The 21,786-nt window shown below is 59.5% G+C and carries 23 protein-coding genes and 3 pseudogenes; 16 read left to right on the top strand and 10 right to left on the bottom strand.

Annotated features, from left to right (window positions below):
* The first annotated feature begins 171 nt into the window (after positions 1-171).
* The 6 genes and pseudogenes from Q4B98_RS07355 to Q4B98_RS07330 all read left to right on the top strand — a co-directional run bounded on the left by Q4B98_RS07355 (position 172) and on the right by Q4B98_RS07330 (position 3,624).
* Positions 172-978 carry a hypothetical protein gene (locus tag Q4B98_RS07355; RefSeq protein ID WP_303196474.1) on the top strand — a complete coding sequence of 269 codons (807 nt, stop codon included), beginning with the start codon at positions 172-174 and terminating at the stop codon, positions 976-978.
* Positions 979-1,265: 287 nt separating this feature from the next.
* Positions 1,266-1,443, top strand: a pseudogene (locus Q4B98_RS07350) (L-asparagine permease); the annotation flags it as partial.
* Between the two features lie 224 nt (positions 1,444-1,667).
* Positions 1,668-1,892 (top strand): annotated as a pseudogene (locus tag Q4B98_RS07345) (asparaginase); the annotation flags it as partial.
* 189 nt (positions 1,893-2,081) lie between these two features.
* On the top strand, positions 2,082-2,384 hold the full coding sequence (locus Q4B98_RS07340) for a PTS sugar transporter subunit IIB (RefSeq protein WP_303196473.1): 303 nt from the start codon (positions 2,082-2,084) through the stop codon (positions 2,382-2,384).
* On the top strand, positions 2,377-2,841 hold the full coding sequence (locus Q4B98_RS07335) for a PTS sugar transporter subunit IIA (protein ID WP_303196472.1): 465 nt from the start codon (positions 2,377-2,379) through the stop codon (positions 2,839-2,841). The genes Q4B98_RS07340 and Q4B98_RS07335 overlap by 8 nt, the downstream gene beginning before the upstream one ends.
* 33 nt (positions 2,842-2,874) lie before the next feature.
* Positions 2,875-3,624, top strand: coding sequence for a phosphoglyceromutase (locus tag Q4B98_RS07330; protein WP_303196471.1), 750 nt, complete (start codon positions 2,875-2,877; stop codon positions 3,622-3,624).
* Between the two features lie 156 nt (positions 3,625-3,780).
* Here Q4B98_RS07330 and Q4B98_RS07325 read toward each other — a convergent pair whose 3' ends face one another.
* Entirely contained in the window at positions 3,781-4,617 is an 837-nt protein-coding gene (locus Q4B98_RS07325; protein WP_303196581.1) for a polysaccharide deacetylase family protein, read from the bottom strand.
* Positions 4,618-4,684: 67 nt separating this feature from the next.
* Between Q4B98_RS07325 and Q4B98_RS07320 the strand changes: the two genes are divergently transcribed.
* Complete coding sequence (locus Q4B98_RS07320) at positions 4,685-4,879, top strand: hypothetical protein (protein WP_303196470.1); 195 nt, start codon at positions 4,685-4,687, stop codon at positions 4,877-4,879.
* 130 nt (positions 4,880-5,009) lie between these two features.
* Here the strand turns inward: Q4B98_RS07320 and phoU are convergent, their stop codons facing one another.
* Positions 5,010-5,678, bottom strand: a complete 669-nt coding sequence (gene phoU / locus Q4B98_RS07315; RefSeq protein ID WP_303196469.1) for a phosphate signaling complex protein PhoU — start codon at positions 5,676-5,678, stop codon at positions 5,010-5,012.
* A gap of 160 nt (positions 5,679-5,838) precedes the next feature.
* On the opposite strand from phoU, the gene Q4B98_RS07310 reads away from it, so the two are divergent.
* Together Q4B98_RS07310 and Q4B98_RS07305 are read left to right on the top strand one after the other, a co-directional pair.
* A complete protein-coding gene (locus Q4B98_RS07310) occupies positions 5,839-7,020 on the top strand; it encodes a cell wall metabolism sensor histidine kinase WalK (RefSeq protein ID WP_303196468.1) in 1,182 nt (393 codons plus the stop codon).
* Complete coding sequence (locus Q4B98_RS07305; RefSeq protein WP_303196467.1) at positions 7,017-7,697, top strand: response regulator transcription factor; 681 nt, start codon at positions 7,017-7,019, stop codon at positions 7,695-7,697. The genes Q4B98_RS07310 and Q4B98_RS07305 overlap by 4 nt, the downstream gene beginning before the upstream one ends.
* A gap of 60 nt (positions 7,698-7,757) precedes the next feature.
* Here the strand turns inward: Q4B98_RS07305 and Q4B98_RS07300 are convergent.
* A pseudogene (locus Q4B98_RS07300) lies at positions 7,758-8,332 on the bottom strand (hypothetical protein).
* A 157-nt stretch (positions 8,333-8,489) separates the two neighbouring features.
* On the opposite strand from Q4B98_RS07300, the gene Q4B98_RS07295 reads away from it, so the two are divergent.
* Positions 8,490-8,975: a CarD family transcriptional regulator gene (locus tag Q4B98_RS07295; protein ID WP_303196466.1), complete on the top strand. Its 486-nt coding sequence runs from the start codon at positions 8,490-8,492 to the stop codon at positions 8,973-8,975.
* A 730-nt stretch (positions 8,976-9,705) separates the two neighbouring features.
* Here Q4B98_RS07295 and Q4B98_RS07290 read toward each other — a convergent pair.
* From Q4B98_RS07290 to ispD, 3 genes are all read right to left on the bottom strand, one after another.
* Complete coding sequence (locus Q4B98_RS07290) at positions 9,706-9,999, bottom strand: PTS sugar transporter subunit IIB (RefSeq protein WP_303196465.1); 294 nt, start codon at positions 9,997-9,999, stop codon at positions 9,706-9,708.
* Positions 10,000-10,262: 263 nt separating this feature from the next.
* On the bottom strand, positions 10,263-10,739 hold the full coding sequence (gene ispF / locus Q4B98_RS07285) for a 2-C-methyl-D-erythritol 2,4-cyclodiphosphate synthase (RefSeq protein ID WP_303196464.1): 477 nt from the start codon (positions 10,737-10,739) through the stop codon (positions 10,263-10,265).
* Positions 10,739-11,542 carry a 2-C-methyl-D-erythritol 4-phosphate cytidylyltransferase gene (gene ispD, locus Q4B98_RS07280; RefSeq protein ID WP_303196463.1) on the bottom strand — a complete coding sequence of 268 codons (804 nt, stop codon included), beginning with the start codon at positions 11,540-11,542 and terminating at the stop codon, positions 10,739-10,741. The genes ispF and ispD overlap by 1 nt, the downstream gene beginning before the upstream one ends.
* Positions 11,543-11,638: 96 nt before the next feature.
* Between ispD and Q4B98_RS07275 the strand changes: the two genes are divergently transcribed.
* The 3 genes from Q4B98_RS07275 to Q4B98_RS07265 all read left to right on the top strand — a co-directional run bounded on the left by Q4B98_RS07275 (position 11,639) and on the right by Q4B98_RS07265 (position 14,396).
* On the top strand, positions 11,639-11,905 hold the full coding sequence (locus Q4B98_RS07275; RefSeq protein WP_303196462.1) for an HPr family phosphocarrier protein: 267 nt from the start codon (positions 11,639-11,641) through the stop codon (positions 11,903-11,905).
* Between the two features lie 5 nt (positions 11,906-11,910).
* Entirely contained in the window at positions 11,911-13,584 is a 1,674-nt protein-coding gene (gene ptsP, locus Q4B98_RS07270; RefSeq protein WP_303196461.1) for a phosphoenolpyruvate--protein phosphotransferase, read from the top strand.
* A 74-nt stretch (positions 13,585-13,658) separates the two neighbouring features.
* Positions 13,659-14,396 carry an SDR family NAD(P)-dependent oxidoreductase gene (locus Q4B98_RS07265; RefSeq protein WP_303196460.1) on the top strand — a complete coding sequence of 246 codons (738 nt, stop codon included), beginning with the start codon at positions 13,659-13,661 and terminating at the stop codon, positions 14,394-14,396.
* Between the two features lie 2 nt (positions 14,397-14,398).
* On the opposite strand, the gene Q4B98_RS07260 is transcribed toward Q4B98_RS07265, so the two are convergent.
* The 3 genes from Q4B98_RS07260 to Q4B98_RS07250 are packed head-to-tail and all read right to left on the bottom strand — an operon-like array spanning position 14,399 to position 17,271.
* Positions 14,399-15,784 carry a sugar transferase gene (locus tag Q4B98_RS07260; protein ID WP_303196459.1) on the bottom strand — a complete coding sequence of 462 codons (1,386 nt, stop codon included), beginning with the start codon at positions 15,782-15,784 and terminating at the stop codon, positions 14,399-14,401.
* A 40-nt stretch (positions 15,785-15,824) separates the two neighbouring features.
* Positions 15,825-16,769 carry a folate-binding protein YgfZ gene (locus Q4B98_RS07255; protein ID WP_303196458.1) on the bottom strand — a complete coding sequence of 315 codons (945 nt, stop codon included), beginning with the start codon at positions 16,767-16,769 and terminating at the stop codon, positions 15,825-15,827.
* Between the two features lies 1 nt (position 16,770).
* A complete protein-coding gene (locus Q4B98_RS07250) occupies positions 16,771-17,271 on the bottom strand; it encodes an FABP family protein (RefSeq protein ID WP_303196457.1) in 501 nt (166 codons plus the stop codon).
* Between the two features lie 194 nt (positions 17,272-17,465).
* Between Q4B98_RS07250 and dtd the strand changes: the two genes are divergently transcribed.
* The gene (gene dtd / locus Q4B98_RS07245) at positions 17,466-17,903 is read left to right on the top strand and encodes a D-aminoacyl-tRNA deacylase (protein WP_303196456.1); all 438 of its coding nucleotides are present in this window, start codon (positions 17,466-17,468) and stop codon (positions 17,901-17,903) included.
* Positions 17,904-17,913: 10 nt separating this feature from the next.
* Here dtd and Q4B98_RS07240 read toward each other — a convergent pair whose 3' ends face one another.
* Complete coding sequence (locus Q4B98_RS07240) at positions 17,914-18,822, bottom strand: hypothetical protein (protein ID WP_303196580.1); 909 nt, start codon at positions 18,820-18,822, stop codon at positions 17,914-17,916.
* A 104-nt stretch (positions 18,823-18,926) separates the two neighbouring features.
* Between Q4B98_RS07240 and Q4B98_RS07235 the strand changes: the two genes are divergently transcribed.
* Together Q4B98_RS07235 and Q4B98_RS07230 are read left to right on the top strand one after the other, a co-directional pair.
* Entirely contained in the window at positions 18,927-19,571 is a 645-nt protein-coding gene (locus tag Q4B98_RS07235; RefSeq protein WP_303196455.1) for a response regulator transcription factor, read from the top strand.
* 107 nt (positions 19,572-19,678) lie between these two features.
* Complete coding sequence (locus Q4B98_RS07230; protein WP_303196454.1) at positions 19,679-21,784, top strand: RNA degradosome polyphosphate kinase; 2,106 nt, start codon at positions 19,679-19,681, stop codon at positions 21,782-21,784.
* The last annotated feature ends 2 nt before the right edge of the window (positions 21,785-21,786 follow it).

Genomic DNA, 21,786 nt, shown 5'->3' with positions numbered 1-21,786 from the left:
CTTGGAAACAAGAGGAGCCGACATCAGGGCGGCAGGTGAGCACGATGCGCACAGCCGTGAGTGTGATTTCGCCTAGTATCAAACCAAAAGCCCGCTTGGCTCACCTCGCGAGCCGAGCAGCAGGGTGTCGAAGCGGCTGAGATTGCCTACCAGCCCTTTGGCGGTGCCACCTTGACCGATACCTTCCAAATCAGCGAAGACGGCGACAAAGCCGATACCAGTCTCATCCCGGCCAATAACTCCAGGATCGAGGCTCAGCTTGGTAGCCCCATCAGGGTTATTGTCGGCAACCCGCCCTATAGCGCGGGCCAGACCAGCGCCAACGACAACAACGCCAACCTCAAATACCCAACCCTGGATGCCAGGATCGCTGACACCTACGCCGCCCACTCCACAGCGGTCAACAAGAACAGTCTCTATGACTCCTACATCCGCGCCTTCCGCTGGGCCACTGACCGACTCGGGGAGCAGGGTGTCCTCGCCTTTGTGTCCAACAACGGATGGGTCGACTCCAACAGTGCTGACGGTCTCAGAAAAACCTTGGTCGAGGACTTCAGCGACATCTATGTCTACAACCTTCGCGGAAATCAGCGCACTGCCGGGGAGGTGTCACGCCAGGAAGGTGGCAAGGTTTTCGGTTCTGGGGCCAGGACCGGTGTCGCCGTTGTCATCGCTGTCAAGAACCCCGCCTACAGCGGGTCAGCGCGTATCCACTATTACGGTGTGCCCGACTACCAGACCCGGGAGGAGAAACTTGCCGATCTGGACGTAGCGAACTTGGCAACAACCGCATGGCGGCTCATCACCCCGAACAAGGACGGGGATTGGCTCAACCAGCGTGACGAGACCTTCATGACGTTCCCTGCCATGGTCGGCGAAGGCACGACACATTTTATTTCCCGGTCTGCTGGCGTTCAGACAAACCGTGACGCTTGGTGTTACAACTTCTCGGCCGACAAGGTTGAACGCATGCATTGATTGCGAGGCCGTTACCAAGGCACCTGGTATTTGCCCATTAGGTGACACTTGATGCGGATCTTTTCGTGTAGAACACGAGGCGAGGAGACCGCCGAAGAAAGCCAGAGCTAGTATCATCTAGCAAAGTTTTTCATCTTCATGATGGTCTCCCCACGTCGTTGATTCAGACACGTGATTTCACGTCTACGATCCCTCTTTTGCTAGCTGGCGCGGCGAGAACCCTGTGCGGTAAGACTCATCCCTACTCGGGGACTTGACAATGAGGTACCCCAGCTTGCAGCCAGGCCAGAAGAGGAGGAGAAGCACGACCCGCCTACCACATGCCGGGAGCGCCTTATCCGAATTACATCTCGGTGGCTTTCCTCATCACTGACGTTTTGTCGAATTTCCCGTCGGCATCAGGCTGCTGGACAGTTCCGCTGTTCGCACTAGTAGCGAGTCATAAGCTGGTATGCAGTGCGGGATAATGCCCTGTCTAAAATACCGTCAAGGAGTCCTCAGAGGTTTAAACCATGCGTACCCACATCCTTTAACTGGGGGAACCCTCGGCATGGTTCCCACCCGGAACGGACTGGCACCCGGAGCCGACCTGGCACGATAGCTAGGTCAGCTGTTATCGGGCACAGAACTCGCCGGAACGTTTCACACCCGAACCTCTGAACACCTCATTGATTCAGCCAACGCCACCCGCTGGGACCCCGGTCGTTGTCGTCTCCCAATGCATACAAGCGGACGTCCTGTTGGGCCGGTACCAATCGAGTCATGCCTTAATTACGGGGGGAGCTATCAGCGCCCATGACATGACCCTCGAAGCTCTCTACGCCAAGCTCGTCTTCTTGCTCTCCCAGGGATTACACGGCAAGGAACTAGGACGCTGGATCGAGACAGATATTGCCGGGGAAATTAGTCCCTAAGCCCAGCGCTCCTCCCACCGCCAGCAACCGCGCTCGTCGCACCGCAGTGTGAAATATCCTGCGGGTGGCTACTCTTCGATGTGAACAATCATGGATGTATCACTGGTGGCGATGGGGGCACTTTTGTCCCCTTCTCACCGTGTCCCAGATCGACTGACGGGGTGAGCTCGTCATCGAGGAGAGGTACTGATGGTCAACAAGAAGATCCTGGTCTGCTGTGGCACCGGCATCGCCACCTCCGTTCAGGTGGCCAATAAACTGCAGCGAATGCTGCGTGATCGCGGGGTAGCCGCGACGATGAAGGAGTGCAAGACGGCCAACGTCCCTGCTCAGATAGAAGCGTTCCACCCGGACGCTATCGTCGTCACCACCGCCATCACATTTCATGATGAGGGGATCAAAGTTTACCGGGGCACCCCATTACTGACTGGTGTGGGCGCCAGCGAGCTTGCCGACCAGATCGCTGACGATCTCAAGGCGTTGGATGACTGAGCCACGCCTCCTGGTCATCGACCTGGACGCCACGACATCCCACGAACTGTTTGCCACCGTCAGTTCCCGACTCGTGGACGAAGGGCTCGCAAAACCGTCCTTCCTGACAGCTGCAGAAGGCAGAGAAGCCACCTACCCCACCGGGTTGGACTTTGGCCACACCCAAGTTGCGATTCCCCATGTCGATCCTGACCACGTTATTGCTCCCGGCCTGGTGGTGTGTCGAAACAAGCGAACCACGGTTTTCCATGCCATGGACGACCCGGAACGCAAATTAGACGTCAGGCTGAGCATTTGGCCCCTGGTTACCGACCCGCACAACCAGGTCGGAATGCTCGGTGCCGTGATCGACCTGCTGCAAGATCCACCGTCGTGCCGCCTCCTCATTACGGCAGATGACGCTGACGTACATCGGGCGGTCAGGGCGGTTATGAACGCGATCGAGCCAGCCACCTAATGCTCCGTCACGCTGACACACTATGGTGGAACCATGACTGCAAAGCTCATCCTGCTCCGCCATGGCGAGAGCGAGTGGAACTCCAAGAACCTGTTCACTGGCTGGGTGGACGTCGATCTCAATGAGAAAGGCGAGGGCGAAGCCCGCAACGCCGCCGTCCTCCTCAAGAAGGAAAACCTCCTTCCCGACGTCGTTCATACCTCCCTGCTGCGTCGCGCCATCCACACTGCCTACCTGGCTTTGGACGGCTGCGATCGCCACTGGATCCCGGTACACCGCTCTTGGCGTCTCAACGAGCGTCACTACGGCGCTCTGCAGGGTCTGAACAAGGCCGAGACCAAGGAGAAGTACGGCAACGATCAGTTCATGGCATGGCGTCGCTCCTACGACGTGCGTCCGCCGGACCTCGCACATGACGGCGAGTTCAGCCAGTTCAACGACCCGCGCTACGCCGACATCCCTGAGTCTGAGCGTCCGGTAGCCGAATGCCTCAAGGATGTCGTGGCTCGTATGGTGCCGTATTTCACCTCCGACATCGCCGCTGACCTCAAGGCTGGCAAGACGGTGCTGGTTGCTGCCCACGGCAATTCCCTGCGCGCCCTCGTTAAGCACCTTGACCAGATCAGCGACGAGGACATCGCTGGGCTCAATATCCCGACCGGTATTCCACTGCTCTACGAGCTGGATGACGACCTCAAGCCGATTACCAAGGGGGGCCGCTACCTCGACCCAGAGGCTGCTGCCGCCGGTGCTAAGGCCGTCGCCAACCAGGGAAACAAGTAAGTTCGTGACGGATACGAAAGCCTGAGACGACAAAGAATGGCGCCCCGGAAATAGTCCCGGGGCGCCACCTTTATGCTCAGATGAGCCAGATACGGCCAGATGAGCTAAGTACGAATCGGTATCCACATCGGTTCTGTACCCAGACGAGGTCGACGATCAGGCGATGACCCCGAACTCGTATCCCTCGCTCTTGAGCCACTTAAGAATCGAGGGCATGGCATCGACGGTCATCTGCTTGCCGTAGGTGTCGTGGTTGAGGATAACGACGACGTTCGGATTGTCGGACTCGTTGATGGTCTTCTTGACCATCTCCAAGTAGCCCGCAACGGTCGTGGGACGCTCAGCGTCAGCATCGCCACTCATCGCATTCCAGTCGATCCACGCAGCGCCACGCTTGGCCAAGGCATCGTCAGCCTGGTCCAGCTTCGTCCACGACATGTGACCACCTGGGTAGCGGAATGCCGAGGAAAAGTAATTCGAACCCAGGATCGCCCGAGACTGCGCCATGGCCCAATCCCAGTCGCAGCCAATGTGGTTGGCCTTGTTCTCGGCAGTGCCGTGGTAGAGGTACTTGTAATCGTGTGAGTAAGAATGCAGCGCCAGCGCATTACCCATCTTGAGCGAACGGCTGAGCATATCCGGCGCCACGTCACGCAGCTGAGGGGCGATCATGAAGAAGGTCGCGCGAGCGTCCGCCTTCTCTAAGTTGTCGAGCTGCTCTCCAGTGAACTTGGTCGTCGGACCATCGTCGAAGGTCACGAAGACGATCTTCTTGTCTTTCGGCTGGGTGGACGGCTTGGACAGCCATTCATTCACCACGGCAGCAGGGTAGGCGTACTTGTCGGCCGCCGTTCCATGGTTCGTTCCCGGCTCCAACCCTTCGATGTCCTTGACGACGGTGCCGGGAGCCTTGAACGGCGAATAATTGGACGGCGGCTCTGCGCAATCCGGTTTTGTCACAGCGACACCGACTCCATACTTACCGCTGGGCACCGGGCCGCTCGGCATTCCGGCGGGCACACTTGCGCCGCTCGAAACGCTGGGCTTAGCGACGGGAGTCTTGGACGGCGGAGTCTTCGATGCGGATTGTGACGCGCTGGCAGGTGATTTTGACGGGGAGCTAGCAGACTCGGGATCGTTGCTGGCGCACCCTGCGATGGCCATTGAAACGGTGGTGACGAGAACGACAGCGCCAGCCATCGTTTTCTTGCGGAATGCGAAAGCCATGTGCAAAGACCTCACTGACAATAATTAGCCGTATACCACGGCAGGTTGGGAACTTTGATTGTACGTACTCAGTACAAGCCATCTTAATGTGCGACACGACAAACCCCCACATCGCCGCAGGTAGACGACGACACGGGGGTTTGCAGTGAATCGATGGGTCAGTAGGCAGTCGGCCAATCCTCGCCAGCTGGACCCTTACCTGTAACGATGTAGATGACGCGAGAACCGACGGCGACGGCGTGGTCTGCGATGCGCTCGTAGTAACGACCGAGCAGGGCAGTGTCAACGGCGCTCTCGACACCATATGTCCACTCGTCGCCCAGCAACAGACGGAACTGGTCACGCCGCAGCTCGTCCATCTTGGAATCCTCAGTAGCCAAGGACTCCGCAGCCTTCGCGTCGCGATCAGCGAGGGTCCTCTCAGCCTTGGCGATCATGGAATCGGCAATCTTCGACATCTCAACGAACTCGTCAGCAACAACCGGCGGCACAGCGATGTCAGGAAAGCGCAACCGAGCAATCTTTGCGACGTGGGCCGCGAGGTCACCCATCCGGGCAAGCTCGTAACACATCCTCAACACCGCGACGACGGTGCGCAGCTCGCCAGCGACCGGGGCTTGACGGGCAAGCAAATCAAAACAACGACGCTCGATCTCCTCGTTCAGATCGTCAACCTTTGAATCGTCGGAAATGACGCGCTCAGCGGTGGTCAGGTCCGCACCGATGAGAGCCGCAGTGGCGTCCTTGACAGCGACCCGAACCAACTCGGCCATCGTCAAAATCCTGCCGCAGGTGGCATTGAGCTCGTCGTGGTAGCTCTCACGCATCCCGGTGTCCTTCCATAGTGGGGTCTCACTAAGCCTATCGACCCTGAAGACCGAGACGTTTCGCTCGTATGGCGCAATCGTGAACCTTGAATGAACGGCAGGTGACCTTGTCGTCCCTTCCTGACATACGGGTGACGCAGACCATGGCTACCCCCCTATTATGCGAAACGTGGGCATGATTCTGGCAGCGATCATTGGTGCCGTTATCGGTGCCGGGTTGACGGTCCTCATCATCCGCGCGATGGAATCATCTCGTCACCCCGTCGACACCCTCGCCACCGACATCGAGGCCCTTGACGTCGATCCGACCTTGGCCCGAGCCCTTGATCTGGTCACTGAAGCGGCCGTTGTCGTCGGGCCCCATGATGAGGTGCTCCACACCACTGTCGGTGCTCGGTCCATGGAACTCGTGCGCGGCTCGCGCATCGCCGACGACACCCTCCTGGCTTTGGTCCGCACGGCACGACGCGAAGACCGAAACATCGTCGACACTATGGGGGTGAAACGGGCGTCCACCGGTGCCAACCTCATCCTCACGGTGCATGTAGGCCCCCTTGACGACCACGGCAACGCGATTGTCTCGGCGACCGACAGTTCACGACACATCAGACTTGCCGAGACCCGCAGAGACTTCGTAGCCAACGTCTCCCATGAGTTAAAAACCCCGATTGGTGCCGTCTCTATCCTCGCTGAGGCCATCGAAGGCGCTGCCGATGATCCGGACGCTGTTCGACACTTCTCACAGCGGTTGACGGCGGAGTCCACACGGCTGTCTGCCCTCGTCACGCAGATCATCGATTTGTCCCGGTTACAGACAGACGAACCGCTGCTGCGTGCCGAACCGGTGTGCGTGGCTGACATTGTCGACGAGGCTGTCTGCCGCCATCGAGAACTTGCAGCTACCAGGGAAGTCTCCTTGGTGGTCCGGTGCGAGGATAATCTGTGGGTTCTCGGAGACCAGAGCCAGCTGACTGAAGCCATCGCAAACCTTATTCAGAACGCCATCGTGTATTCCGAACCGAAAGCACGAGTCGCTGTCTCGGCAAAGCGTGTACGCGATGTCGACACCGACGTCATCGCGATTGCAGTCGCAGACAACGGAATTGGTATCAGCGAAGCTGACCAAGAACGCATCTTCGAACGGTTCTACCGGGTTGACTACTCCCGATCTCGGGAAAACGGTGGAACCGGCCTGGGGCTGTCACTGGTCAAGCACACCTGCCAGGCGCACGGGGGATCTGTCGACGTGTGGAGCAAACTGGGCCAGGGGTCAACTTTCACCCTTCGATTTCCCACCCTTGACGCCGTCCATTACCACGAATCCGATCAGGAGGAGTCATGACCCGCGTACTCATAATCGAGGACGAGGAGTCCTACCGCGAGGCCATCGCCTTCATGTTGCGCAAGGAAGGATTTGAGGTCGACACCGCCGCCAATGGCGCTGACGGACTGGAGAGCTACTCACGCAATGGCGCCGATATCGTCCTGCTCGATCTCATGATGCCAGGCATTCCGGGGACTGAGGTCTGTCGACAGCTACGCCAACGAGGAAACGTCGGGATCATTATGGTGACGGCCAGGGATTCCGAGATCGACAAGGTCGTTGGCCTGGAGCTGGGAGCTGACGACTACGTCACCAAACCGTTCAGCCACCGGGAATTGGTGGCACGAATTCGCGCTGTTACTCGGCGCGGCGGCCCTGATATCGAGGTATCCCCCGACATCCTTGAAGAAAACGGTGTACGGATGGACGTCGAGCGCCATGAGGTCAGCGTTGACGGGAAGGCTGTGCGCCTGGCTCTTAAGGAATTCGATTTGCTTGAGGTGTTGCTCCGCAATGCCGGGCGCGTCATGACTCGCGCCTCCCTCATCGACCGGGTGTGGGGAGTCGATTACGTTGGCGACACCAAGACCCTCGATGTCCATGTCAAGAGGCTGCGAGCGAAAATCGAGCAAGATCCCTCGCACCCGGCGCGGATCACCACGGTGCGTGGCCTGGGCTACAAATTCCAGGCCTAAGTCTCAAAGACGACCGTCGCCCCGACGTGACCGCAGACCATCCATCGTGACGAAACCCTGTCAGGACTGGGCTGCCGGGGACTCCGAGGGAGCGTATTTCTCGAAGTCGGGGTGGGTGGACGGCACGACTGGGGCATCCACAGTGATCGGCGCAGACTTGGCGAACTTGATCGTCACTTTCGCCAACAGTCCGTCCGACAAGCCCTCGACGGGAGCTTGAAGACTGGACTCCGTAAGGTTGACCGAGGTCCGGGCCGGAAGATCAACGTCACTCGACGCCACGGTAAAAGCCTGGCCAGCCAGGGAGTTGTTCGCCGTGAGAGGTTGTCCCGTGATTTCGACAACCTTGTCATCCTTGCTGGAAATGACGGCACCGGAGACACGGGCCTGACCGTCACCGTTAATAAGCAACAAGTTCTGCACCTTCACGGTGTCCGACTCACCACTGACACCGGCAGCAGGGGTGTAGCTGGTGAGGACCTTGGGATCGGCGCCACAAGCGGCCAAGCCAAGAACCCCGACGGCAGCAAGGGCGGCAATCGTCCGGCGACGGTCGATCATCGTGGAATCTCCTCTTTCGGGGGTGCAACGTCGTCGCTGAGTCTAGCCGAATTGATGTCAGCCAGGGCCTTCATGACCAATCAAAGCAGCCCGCGATCTCCTTCGACACCGCAACCCGTCTTCGGCTTCGAGGCGGCGAAATCCAGGGTTATTTGAGGTATCACCACAAAATAGTAATTGACTTCTATTAATATTAGGTGATATAATTAGCGCACGAAAGGGGCCGCACAAATGACTTTCAATGTTGGTGAAACCGTTGTTTACCCGAATCACGGCGCTGCCGTGGTCGAGGACATCGAGACTCGCACTATCAAAGGCGAGGAAAAGCTCTACCTCGTCCTAAGAATTCTTGGACAAAACGATTTGGTTGTGCGAGTGCCATCCAGCAATGTCGATCTTGTCGGCCTCCGAGACGTCGTCGACGACGAGGGCCTCGAGAAAGTTTTCAAGGTTCTGCGCCAGACCAATGTTGAGGAGCCGTCCAACTGGTCTCGTCGCTACAAGGCTAACCTCGAGAAGCTTCACTCCGGCAACGTCCTCAAGGTCGCCGAGGTCGTTCGTGACTTGTGGCGCCGGGAACGAGATCGCGGCCTGTCAGCTGGCGAAAAGCGAATGCTCTCGAAAGCTCGTCAAATTCTTGTCTCCGAACTCGCTCTCGCCAAGAAACTAACAGACGACGAGGCAGAGAAAATGCTTGAAGAGGTTCTCGCCTCCTGAGATCGTTCAGCAAACGGGGGTTCGCCACAAATATGGCGAGTCCCCTTTGTTTCGCAATTGAAGACGTAGATGGTTGATGGCGTCGCGGTGTTGAGGAGTGGTGAGTGGGTCAAGGTTGCGGAAGGTGTGTCGCGTAAGTGTTTTAGCCGCCCATTGATGGCCTCGATGAGACCGTTATCAGTACGAGGCCGGTCAAATCAGGCCACAATGCGGCAGCCTAACGCCTCAATATTCGCCCCGGACTGAACAACTCAGGTAAAACGGTGGGCACACCGTGCGGGGAAATCGATCACCGCTTACAGTGCCTCTTCACCTTGTCAGCAGTCAGGATCACGGTAGGCGGCAACGATACGCTGATACACACCCCGAGTTGCTTCCACCTCCACACGGGTCTCACTGACAAACAGCGTGCTGCGGCGGTCTTGTTACCGGTGCGAGAGCGACTCGGCGGGCACCGTTCCGCGTGGGGTTCCCTGGACTCCACAGCGGTGACACCACTCATCCAATTGAACTCCAATTGAACGACTCGGCAAGCCGATACTTGCCACCATTGGCCACCAGTCCAAACTCGTTGAGACGGCACGAGGTGGTCCGATCGGGGGTGGCGCGGTGGCACAGATAACGTTAACCATGTCGAGGCGTTGTACGTGTGACAGCTTCCATCATCGGGAGCCTCGCCCTCCCTACACCCCAACACCCATCTGCGCCCTCAATCACGAAGAGCCAGCTATCACGACTTCAGCGCAGCCGCAATCTCGTCGGCTACCCGTCCTTCATCAACGCCGGTCAGGAATGCGACGCCACGAAACATCTTGACATTCTCATGAGGCTGCTTCACCGCAGTCGTCGAAACAATTGCGTCAGGCGCAAACTCCTCGACGGCCTTCGGCACCTGCGCAACGCGACAATGCTTCATTCTGGCGTTGACTCCACGCTCACGAAGCAGCCGCTGGAGCTTATTGGCGACCTGCACCGATGTTGCGATACCGGTACCACAGCAAACGAGAATCGTCTTCTCGATCATGGTGACCCCTCCTCCGGGAAACCTCGTCGCCCTTGGATGCGGTCCACCAAGGGGTACCTAGACAATGCTAAACCAGGTTGCTGATAATAGCCCGTCTCCGACTCTATGGACCCTCCCGATCACGAATCCATCGATCCCGAATCTATGGGAAAAGCAGGACGACACCTCTACCGGGAAGTCACGGCTTTGTCTGTCACGCCGTGGCTGCGCTCCCGCAGGGCAGCCCACGTCATACTGAACACATCCCGGCCCCTGTTCCGCCGTCAAACCTGACGGGTGACGAGAGCCGACGCAATCGCCGCGACACCTTCGCCGCGTCCGGTAAACCCAAGATGATCGGTTGTCGTTGCCGACACTGACACCGGGGCTCCGACGATCCTCGTCAGCATGGATTCTGCTTCAGACCGCCGGGCTGCCATGCGCGGACGCTGCCCCACAATCTGCACCGCTGCGTTCTGGATCGCCCAACCCTCAGCAGTGACAAGCTCGACAACATGGCCCAGCAGGGCCACTCCGGCAGCTCCGGCCCACTGCGGATCGGAGGTTCCGAAAACAGCACCAACATCTCCCAAGCCAGTTGCCGACAGCAATGCGTCACAGATGGCATGGCACGCGACGTCGCCGTCAGAATGACCGGCCAAGCCGACCTTCTCGTCAGGGAAGTACAAACCAGCAATGTGCATGGGTACCCCGTACCTAAGTTGATGGACGTCGGTTCCAATGCCGGTCCGGATCTCCATCACTCCTTGCCCCCGCGGCCTAACTTGTCGGCAACCTTGCTCGGGGTAACCGCCCGCAGCATCCGGCCCACTCGACGACCGGAGTGGTGCCCAGCTCCAGCTGCGGCTTTGGCCAAGACCTCGGCAATGTCGAGGTCGACCGGTTCAGTGATCTTGAGCGCCATTCGGGAGCCTTCAACCAAGGTGGCGCGATGTCCATAACGCTCACAGCATGAAATGTCATCGGTGACTGTGCCACCATCCTGGGCGAGCTGCTCATGACATTCCGTGATAACGGTGCGATCGAATCCCTGCGGGGTTTGGACGGCACGGAGAGTGGAGCGGTCGATGACACGGGAAACGTCGCCGTCAACCTGTCGAATGGTGTCTGTGACCTCGACGACCGGAGCCACCGCGACTGCCCCGGCTTCGACCGCCTCAATGACATCCTCAACGATGTAGGCGGGCACCAGCGGGCGAACGGCGTCATGGATGAGAACGGTGGTGGCCAGGCTGAGGCGGTCGTCGTTGGCAATGTAGCGAAGTCCATTGCGCACCGAATCCTGACGAGTTTCCCCTCCCGTGACGAAGTGAACGGGAATAGGAGAGGCTGCCAAAGCCAGTTGCAGATGGTTGTGCATACCCTCTTTCACCACCACGACGGCCTCGTCACAACCGCCTGCGGCCAGTGATTCCACCGCCACGGCGACGACAGCCTTTCCAGTCAGTGAGGTGATCTGTTTAGGAATAGGGCCACCAAACCGTGTCCCCAGGCCGGCCGCAACGACAACAGCGACGACGGGCCGAGTGTGCTCATCAACCATGGTTTGCACTCTATCGACCCTGGCCCACCAGTTCGCGTCGTCCTATCGTCGGCTATGGTCGGTTCCAACGAATAAATCCCATCAAGGAGACGTACCATGCCGAGTCGCACTACCACCATCGCAGCCCAAAGCGGTCTGCACGCCCGTCCGGCCGCGATGTTCGTTCAGGCCGCGTCAAAGTCCGGCCTGGCCGTCAAGATCGGCCGTCCTGGCGAGGAGCCGGTGGATGCTCGCTCGATCCTGTCCGTCATGGGTCTGGGAGCTAAACACGGCGAGACCGTTGAGCTCACCGCTGAGGGAGACAACGCCGATGAGGTACTCGACTCCCTCGTGGCCAATCTGCAGACTGACCCGGAGGCCTGATATTTATGCGGACCCTCTCAGGGCTCGGGGTCTCGGCCGGAGTCGGGCAGGCATATGCCCTTCTCGTCTCCCCCGCCCCCGGATTACCTGATTCCGATCCCAGTAAGGGCACCGAGGCCGACATGGCCCGCATTGAGTCGGCACTGAACAAGGTCGCTGATCGTCTCGACGAGCGCGCCCTGCACGCCGACCCATCGGCCTTCGCCGTATTGCAGGCCACTGCCATGATGGCCCGCGACCCGGGATTGCTCGCCAGCACCAAATCCCATTTGGCTGAAGGCCAGGGTCCGGCCCACGCTCTGTGGGCAGCCTTCGACGACTTTTGCGCCCAGTTGAGTGCCGCCGGCGGTTACCTCGCCGAGCGCGTCACTGATCTGCGCAACGTCCGAGACCGCGCAGTCGCCGTCATGCAGGGGCTGCCTGAACCCGGGGTACCTTCTTTTGACTCGCCCGTGGTCCTGGTTGCTGAGGACCTTGCTCCAGCCGACACCGCGACCCTCAACCCTGAACTGGTCCGAGGACTCATCACCGTCGCTGGCGGACCCACTAGCCATACCGCGATCCTCGCCTCCCAAATCGGTATCCCAGCTGTGGTCCGGTGCAGCGAAGCTCGCGACATCGAGGACGGCACCCCGCTCGCCCTCGACGGGGTTACCGGAACGGTTCTCGTCGAACCCGATGAGGCGGCTGTCACTGAACTCACTGAGCGGGCGAACCGTCGCGCCGAAGTGCTGGCATCGGCTCCTGACGGTGACGCCACCTTGTCAGACGGCCAGCGCGTCTTGGTCCTGGCCAACATCGGCAACCCTTCGGACGCCCCTACAGCGAAGAAGAAGGGAGCTGAAGGAGTCGGTCTGTTCCGCACCGAGTTCCTCTTCTTGGATCGCCAGGACGCCCCGACCATCGACGAGCAGACCGAGGCCTACGCCACTGTGCTGAGGACCTTCGATGAGGGCGCCAAGGTGGTGTTCCGCACCCTTGACGCCGGTGCCGACAAACCGCTGGCTTTCGCCAACCTCGGCCCGGAGGAGAACCCGGCCCTAGGACGCCGAGGACTGCGCCTGTCCCAGGTGCGCACCGACCTCCTTGACGCCCAGCTCGAGGCTCTCGCCAAGGCTGCCGAACAGACCGGCCGTGACCCCTACGTCATGGCTCCGATGGTTGCGACAAAGGCTGAGGCCGACTGGTTCTCCTCGCGTGCCCGCGCCGCTGGGATCAAAACGGTCGGCATTATGGTCGAAGTGCCGTCAACAGCTCTGCGTTCAGCCCAAGTGCTGGAGTCGGTGGACTTCGCGTCTATCGGCACCAATGACCTCGCCCAATACGCAATGGCGGCCGACCGTCTGCAAGGCGACTTGGCTGACCTCCTGACACCGTGGCAACCCGCCGTCATCCAGCTGGTCAAGGCCACCTGTGATGGGGCCGGTGAGCGTCTCATCGGGGTGTGTGGCGAAGCTGCCGGCGACCCTCTGCTGGCTCTGGTCCTGGTCGGCGTCGGCGTGCGTTCGTTGTCGATGGCTGCTGGGAAGATCACCGCTGTCAAGGCCGCACTGTCGCGTCACAGCCTGGACGAATGCCGTCACATCGCCGAGGCCGCGCTGTCAGCCTCCAGCCCTGAGGAAGCCCGCGCAGCGGCCCTGGAGCTGGCAGATTCAAGCGTCGAGGTCCTCGTCAGCTAGCATTCCCCGTCCATCGCTGCGAAAACGATGGACGGGACCTTCCGCATACTCGTGGCCTGCAGGACAATGGCACCATGACGAAAACTGCAGTGGTCACGGGAGCAAGTTCGGGAATCGGTGCGGCCACGGCGCGCGCCTTGGCCGAAGACGGCTGGCATGTTATCTGTGCCGCGCGTCGTGTTGATCGCATTGAGTCCCTTGCCGCCGAGATTGGCGGACAAGCGGAGGTTTGCGATGTCACCAGCGATGAGTCAGTGAACAATCTCGTCGAGATTGTTGGCGGTAAGCTTAACCTCCTCGTCAACAACGCTGGCGGTGCCGTCGGCCAGGAACCAGTCGCCGAGGCTGATCTCGATGCCTGGACGACGATGTATCAAACCAATGTGCTGGGCATGGGACGGGTCACCAAGGCCCTACTGCCGGCGCTTGAAATCGCCGAGGGGACCATCGTCACGATTACCTCGACCGCTGCCGAGTGGGGTTACGAGGGCGGTGCTGGGTATTGCGCTGCCAAGTCTGGCGAGCGCGCCATCGTCGAGGCCCTGCGCCTCGAGCTGTGTGGACATCCGGTGCGGGTCTGTGAGGTAAGCCCCGGCATGGTCCACACCGAGGAGTTTTCCCTCGTCCGTTTCCACGGTGACCAGGCCAAGGCCGACAAGGTCTACCAAGGAGTTGACTTTCCGTTGACGGCTGAAGACATTGCCGAGTGTGTCAGATGGATTTCCGGGCTTCCCAGCCACGTCAACATCGACCGCATGGTTGTCCGGCCTCGAGCTCAGGCAGCCCAGTACAAGGTCGCCCGCCAGTCCTGACGTCAGTCCAGTTGCTGGACCCCGGACGGCACGTGAATGTCCTCCTCCGGTTCGGCTGTCTCGTCAACGCCTCGCGAGGACACCTTGTCAAAGAGGATCTTGATCGTCTGAATCATGATCTTCACGTCAAGGATCAGTGAGTACTGCTTGATGTAGATGAGATCGAAGTTGAGCTTCGCAGCAAAGTCTGAAGCGTATTTGCCATAGACCTGCGCATAACCGGTAATGCCAGCCCTGACGTTGTGGCGCAACTTGTAGTGGGCGTTCTGCTCCTGGAACTGATCGACGAAGAAGGGGCGCTCCGGGCGCGGTCCCACGATCGACATATCGCCGATGAGCACGTTGATGAGCTGCGGGATCTCATCAATACGCAGGCTGCGTAGGTACTTACCAACAGGAGTGACACGCGGGTCATTGGAGGTAGCCAGCATGGGGCCGGATTCCTTCTCGGCAGTCACCCCCATGGAGCGGAACTTAAGGATCTTGAATTCCTTGCCGTCCTTGGTGACACGCGTCTGACGGTAGAACACCGGGCCAGGAGAGCTGGCTTTCACCAAGATCGCAGTGACGAGCATAATGGGCGAGAGGACTACCAGGGCTAGCAACGACAGCACGATGTCGAAGAACCTCTTGACAATATCCATTTCCGCCGGGATTTTGAATGGACTAGCGGCAATGATCGTCTCGTCCTCAATCGACATAATTGTCGGATTGATAAGCAGCAGGTGCTCAAACGAGGTCGACATGAAAATTTCTTTGCCCTCACTCAACAGCAGATCATAAATAGCTACTCGTTCCGACGCAGGAATTTCATCGGACACATGGGCGGTATCGAATTCATCAATGTGGGCACGGATCTGCTCCAGGTAGTGACCGCGCACCACATGGGTAAGGCGATGACGGGTCGCCTTGTTGGCCATGTAGTTCATGACGGCCCGATTGAGCATTTCCGGAGGGCCGAGCAGCATTACTCGTTTGACCCCTCGCAAGTGGCGATAGGCAACGAACTCGAGACTGCGCCAGATGAACAGCAGGACTATCCCGACCAGCAGGTTAATGAGGAGGACCGAGCGTGGGAAGGCGAACCATCGACCAAAGAAGGTCAGCGCCATGATGGCGATCGTCACGATGACCTGGTCGACGACCGTAATGATCGCGATATCAAGGAGCGTCTTGTTGTACAGGACATAAACGCCTGATAACACATTGACGATGAGGAATGCAATCACCGACGCCATAAGCGCAGCTTTTCCGTCATCCAGATTCCGCTGCGGAATAACCATTCCAAAACGCATCCAAAATGACAGGAAAATTCCAGCCACGAAGACGATGACGTCGACCACAACCGTCGCCAGTTTCTGCGTGCGGTTGAAATAATCCTTCTTCACGTATGTCCTCCTTGGCCCTGCTGATTACAGGTGCACAGGTTCACACTACCGGGCGAACATGCAAGCCGACCTCAGGATCGACGAGCGGTTCCTGACAAGCAGCAATTCCGTCAATCTCCAGCTCTAGAGTGACGTCAATACTGCGACGCACCAGAGCAAGGCCAATAGGGCCGTCGACGTGATGAGTCGCGGACGATCCCATAACGCCAACCCGACGTCCACCACCGTAGACCTCAGAACCGACAGCCGGCAGCTGCGCCCGGGAGCCATCAAGCTGGAGCATCGTGAGCCGGCGCGGCGGACGTCCCAGGTTGTACACCCGGGCGACGGTCTCTTGGCCGCGGTAACACCCCTTGTTCAGATGCGTACCATAAAGGCCGATCTCGTTGGGGATGGTGCGCTGGTCGGTATCTATGCCGATACGAGGGATTCCGGCGGCGATACGCAACGCATCCCAGGCCAGCACACCGAGCTGTTCGGCATCGTCAGGGCCAGCAACGCCGACTGGGATGATGACTTCGTGCCCATCGGCAACCTCGGAATCCAGCACGACGGCACCTACCGGCGTGGCAACCTTCGATCCGAGCCAGCGAACAGTCAGGTCCGGGCGCAAAGCCACCTCTACCCGCAGCATGAAACGCATCGAGTCCAACCACGCGACGAGGTCAGACCCCCTACCAGGCTCGGTCCAGCCCCAGAAAGTTTCTCCGTCATCAACTCCGTGTATGACGTGCTCGATGTGACCAGAAGGTGACAGCACCAGACTCGTCGTGGTACGTCCAGCCTCCAGCCCCTCGAGGTATTGGGACGTCAAAGAGTGCAGCCACCCCAACCGATCGAGGCCGGTAACCGTAAACACCTCACGGTTGGACAGTTCCACCCATCCGCCGCCGTCACTCATGATCCGCTGCTCGGCGACGGGATTGCCGACGTGAGAGACCAAACCGACGTCAGGTCCGTCGGTCAACACCACGGGATCAGCCATCTCAGGCCCTCTTGAGGCGAGCCCACATGTACGGCTGCAGCGGAACGTCCGTGGTAGCTCGGTCAAAGGTCCACAACAAGTCGCCCTCGACTTGGCCGTACAGCCGCTGACCGCCGGTGTAAGGAACCAGGGCGTCTTTGGTACGAGCAACGGCGTCGGTGACGAGTTCGATCTTGGCTCCATCGATAGTTCCGGTCCAGATCTCCGCCCAGCCCTCCGGGGCAGCCATCAGGACGTCGATCTTGCGAGTGTCGACATTGGGCCGCCAGAAACCAGTCTCCATACGCAGCGGGGCCGCCGGAGTCCCGTCGGGGTTCATGGTGAACGTCTGGCAGATGTAGTGCAAGTAATCCCCGCCGTTCTCGGTGAAGTCGATCTGGCACCCAAAGCTGAACTCACCGTCCTCGGGGGTATTGCCGTGTCCTTCTCCCTCCCAGTGGCCAATCATCCAGGCCAGGGGCATGAGATCACGATTCAGGTCGTCAGGAATCTGGAAGGGCATGGGTCCTCGTGTTGGGTAGAAGTTTCGTCACGTACTGAAAGGGGCAGATTCACCCGCGCCAAGCTGCAATAAGAACTCGTGTCACAGCAACGAGCGGCACAACAGCGCCTACCACAGCGACGGTTACCAGGACAACGAGATCAGCCACAGCCACACCCTGATTCTACGAGGTTCACTGCGTAGACTCGATTTCCGTGCGAGTCGTCATTCAGAGAGCAAGCAGTGCGCAGGTCGATGTCGAAGGCCAGACGGTTGGGACTCTGGCCAGCCCGGGGCTCGTCGTTCTGGTGGGAGTGACCGGCACTGACACCATTGCGGACGCCGAAAAACTCGCCGAGAAGATCTGGAATCTGCGAATCCTCGCCGACGAGAAATCAGCCAGCGACATCGACGCCCCGGTCCTTGTCGTCAGCCAGTTCACCCTCTACGCAAGCACTCGTAAGGGTCGCCGGCCGTCATGGAATGCGGCAGCACCCGGCTCGGTCTCGGAACCACTTGTCAATCACTTCGTGTCTCACCTGCGCGAGCTGGGAGCGCATGTCGAAACCGGTATTTTCGGTGCCGATATGAAAGTCAGTCTGGTCAACGACGGCCCGATGACGATCCTCATCGACACCGACGACTGGCGCTGAGCCTGCCCCCTCAGCCCTCTTCATACACTTGGATGCCGGAGATGAGGACGGAGTCACGGCTCGGCTCCCCGAGTAGTCCCGGTTCGGTGGTGGCGATGATGGTCAACGTGATGTCTCCCTTGACCGTGCGTGGCGAGACCATGACTTTCTGGATCGAATCGTCATCGTCGGTGAAGTCCTGGTTGAACCATGTGCCGTCGGGCAAGGTCCAACGCACCGTTCGCACCCGTCGGTACTGCGGGTAGAGATTGACGTCGCCATAGACCTTGGCGTACCCGTTGACCATTCCCACCCCGACGATTCGGGAAGAGTGCGGAAGGGTCAGGGTGATCTGTTGGCCTTCCCCGGACCCGGTACACCGCCAGGCTGTCTGAGGTTTATCGTCAAGCAAAAACTCCGAGCCATAACGCACCACATCACCATCAGAATCGACAGCTGGGTCCGAGACACACGACGCCGTTGCCTTCAACCCACGAATGGGCTTGCCCGGGCCTTGGTAAGGCGTCGCTGCCGATGAGGTCGGTGTCGAAGAGGCCGAGGGCGCAGCCGCTTTCACTGCGTCGGTGCTACCACGGGACGGGGCGGCGAAGGTGCCCAGTACCAATCCGACAACGAGGGCTGCAGCCACCATGAGCGTCCAGACTGGGAATCGACGCCGATGCACGGCAGCAGTGATACTGACGGGGTGGGCGTGACCGACAACGACGCTCGTGCCAGTCTCGTCGTTGACGACACGGATAGATCCGCTAGTCGTCACGCGATTATTCTCTTGGGCAGAGTGTTGGTTAGCGGAGTGCCGGTTGTCAGCGCGCCGGGGGTCTGAATCTGACGGGTCGTCCGAAGACTTCGACTTCTCAGCATGACGCGGCTCGTCCGCCCCGGACTCGTCCTCGTCCGGGCGGAACCACTCGTCAGGCAACCTCGTCACTCCAACCATGGTAGTGCTGATGAGACATCCGTAACGCGTGGGATGATGGAGGTGCATGACAGCTCTGGCATTTCGACGACATGGGGGGCATACGGATGGCACGCCTGTCCTTACTGGGTCCCCTCGATGCCTCGCTTCCCCAGGCCTTCGAACTCCTTCCGCACCGCATTACCCGATACGACGATCTAGCAGAATGCTTGTCTCACCTCGAAGGGGTCGACATCGTTCTGGTCGATTGTCGTGACGAGCCTGTGAAAGCTCGCGATGCGTGTCTGCGGCTCTCGTGTCTGGAAAGACGGGTCCCTATTTTGGTGCTGGCTGGCCCGGACACCGTGTCTGTCATCAGTCCCGAATGGGGCATGGATGATTTCCTCTACGACACGGCCACCCCGGGCGAGGCAGAGACTCGACTGCGCTGCCTGGTCACTGTCCAGATGACCAACCAGCTCGTCGCCGGCCCGTTCACGGTTGACGAAGACAATTACACCGCGATGGTCGAGGGCAAGAATCTTGACCTCACCTACACCGAGTTTGAGCTGTTCAAATATCTCGTCGGCCACCCCGGGCGAGTGCTTACCCGCACCATCTTGCTGTCAGACGTGTGGGGATATGACTATTTGGGCGGCACCCGGACTGTTGACGTTCATATCCGTCGGCTGCGAGCAAAACTTGGCCCCGAGTATGAGGGACACATTCAGACAGTGCGCTCTGTCGGATATCGATTGCAAGCCGAACGCTGAGTTTGCTCCTCTTCTGAGGGGACGTAAGGTCGGGTCCTTTACGAACGTCGGATAGTCTTGCTACGCCCACCACGCTGCGGGCGGGCAAGTCTCCAAGGAGTGTGCCCATGGCCAAGAAGCCCAACCCCGGGGTTTCCCCGTCGTCTCCCGACGAACTGCCAGAGGATCGCTACAGCGACCGTGAGCTGTCATGGCTTGCGTTCAACGAGCGGGTGCTGGATCTTGCCCGAGATTCCGAGCGCATTCCGCTGTTAGAACGGGCGAAATTCCTGGCCATTTTTTCATCCAACCTTGACGAGTTCTTCATGGTGCGTGTCGCTGGCCTCAAGCGCCGTATCGACGCCGGGGTCGCCGTCCCCTCGGTTGCCGGTCTGCTGCCGCGTGAACTGCATGACGCGATCTTGGCTCGCACTCACGATCTTGTCGCTGAGCAGTCGCGCGTCTTCGCCGAGGAGGTACGTCCTGGCTTGGCTGCCGAAGGTATCGAGATTCTGCGCTGGTCGGAGCTGACCGACGAGGAAAAGGGTCGAATGCGCACCCTCTTCTCGGAGCGTATCTTCCCGATCCTTACACCGTTGGCCGTTGATCCCTCGCACCCGTTCCCCTACATTCGCGGCTTGTCGATCAACCTAGCCGTCATGCTCGCCAACCCCATCACTGGAGCCGAGCAGTTCGCGAGAGTCAAGGTGCCGTCAGTGCTGCCACGGCTGGTCAACCTTGGGGAAGGACGATTCCTCCCGCTGGAGGAAATCATCAGTCGTCACCTTGACCAACTGTTCACCGGTATGCACGTGCTGCAGCACACCACTTTCCGCGTCACCCGCAATGAAGATCTCGAGGTTGAAGAGGACGACGCCGAGAATCTGCTGTTCGCCCTGGAGAAGGAGCTGCTGCGCCGCAAGGTGGGGCGTCCCCCGGTGCGCCTCGAGGTCCAGGACGACATCACTGACGAAATGCTCGCCCTGCTCACCCGAGAGCTCGACATCAAGGACAAGGAGGTCTTCCGACTTCCTGCTCCCCTTGATCTCACCGGCCTGTTTTCCTTGGCTGACGTCGACCGCGACGACCTGTCGTACCCGAACTTTTTGCCCATCACACATCCGCACCTGGCTAAGGTCGAGACGGCTCGTCCAGCGGATATGTTTGCGGCTATTCGTCGTCGCGACGTGCTGGTACATCACCCGTATGACTCCTTCGCCACGAGCGTGCAGAGGTTCATCGAGCAGGCCGCCCACGATCCCCAGGTGCTGGCGATCAAACAGACCCTGTATCGCACCTCGGGCGACTCCCCCATCATCGACGCTCTTGTCGACGCCGCCGAAGCTGGTAAGCAGGTGCTCGCTGTGGTGGAGATCAAGGCCCGATTCGACGAGCAGGCCAATATCACCTGGGCGCGGGTTCTTGAGCGAGCCGGAGTCCACGTCGTTTACGGCATGGTCGGCCTCAAGACCCACTGCAAGTTGGCCCTGGCGATTCGCGACGAGGGCGAGGGGCTGCGTCGTTACGCCCATATCGGCACCGGGAACTACAACCCGAAGACCGCTCGTCAGTATGAGGACTTGGGCCTGCTGACATCGAATCCAATCATCACCGAGGACGTCGCAAGACTGTTCAACCATCTGTCCGGGATGACCGCCGAGAAGCGGTACCGCCGTCTGTTGGTAGCCCCCGAGGGCATCCGCAACGGCATTATCGACGCCATTGAACACGAGATCAACAATAAGAGGGCCGGCCTACCAGCCGGTGTGAAGATCAAGGTCAACTCCATCGTCGACGAGCGCGTCATTGACGCTCTCTACCGAGCTTCTCGGGCCGGAGTGCCGGTGAACTTGTGGGTGCGTGGGATCTGCGCCATCCGCCCTGGGGTACCTGGACTGAGCGAAAACATCCGCGTCATCTCGGTGCTGGGACGGTTCCTCGAGCACTCCCGCATCTTCTGGTTCGCCAACGGCGGTCATCCGATGGTCGCCATCGGATCGGCTGACCTCATGCACCGTAATCTGGACCGACGGGTGGAAGCCCTTGTCGGCTTGTCGAACAAACAGCATGTGTCCGAGGTCGAAAAGCTGTTCGAGATGGCCTTCAGCCCACAGACGGTGTCGTGGCATTTGCATGACCGCACCTGGACCGAGGTCTCCCGCGATCCTGACGGCAATGTCCTGACCGACCTTCAAGAAGAACTCATCCGACGAACTCGCGATAGGAGGCGGTGAGC

The sequence above is a fragment of the Cutibacterium sp. genome (assembly GCF_030525615.1).
Taxonomy (GTDB): Bacteria; Actinomycetota; Actinomycetes; order Propionibacteriales; family Propionibacteriaceae; genus Cutibacterium.
This window is presented reverse-complemented; position numbering and strand designations above follow the sequence as displayed.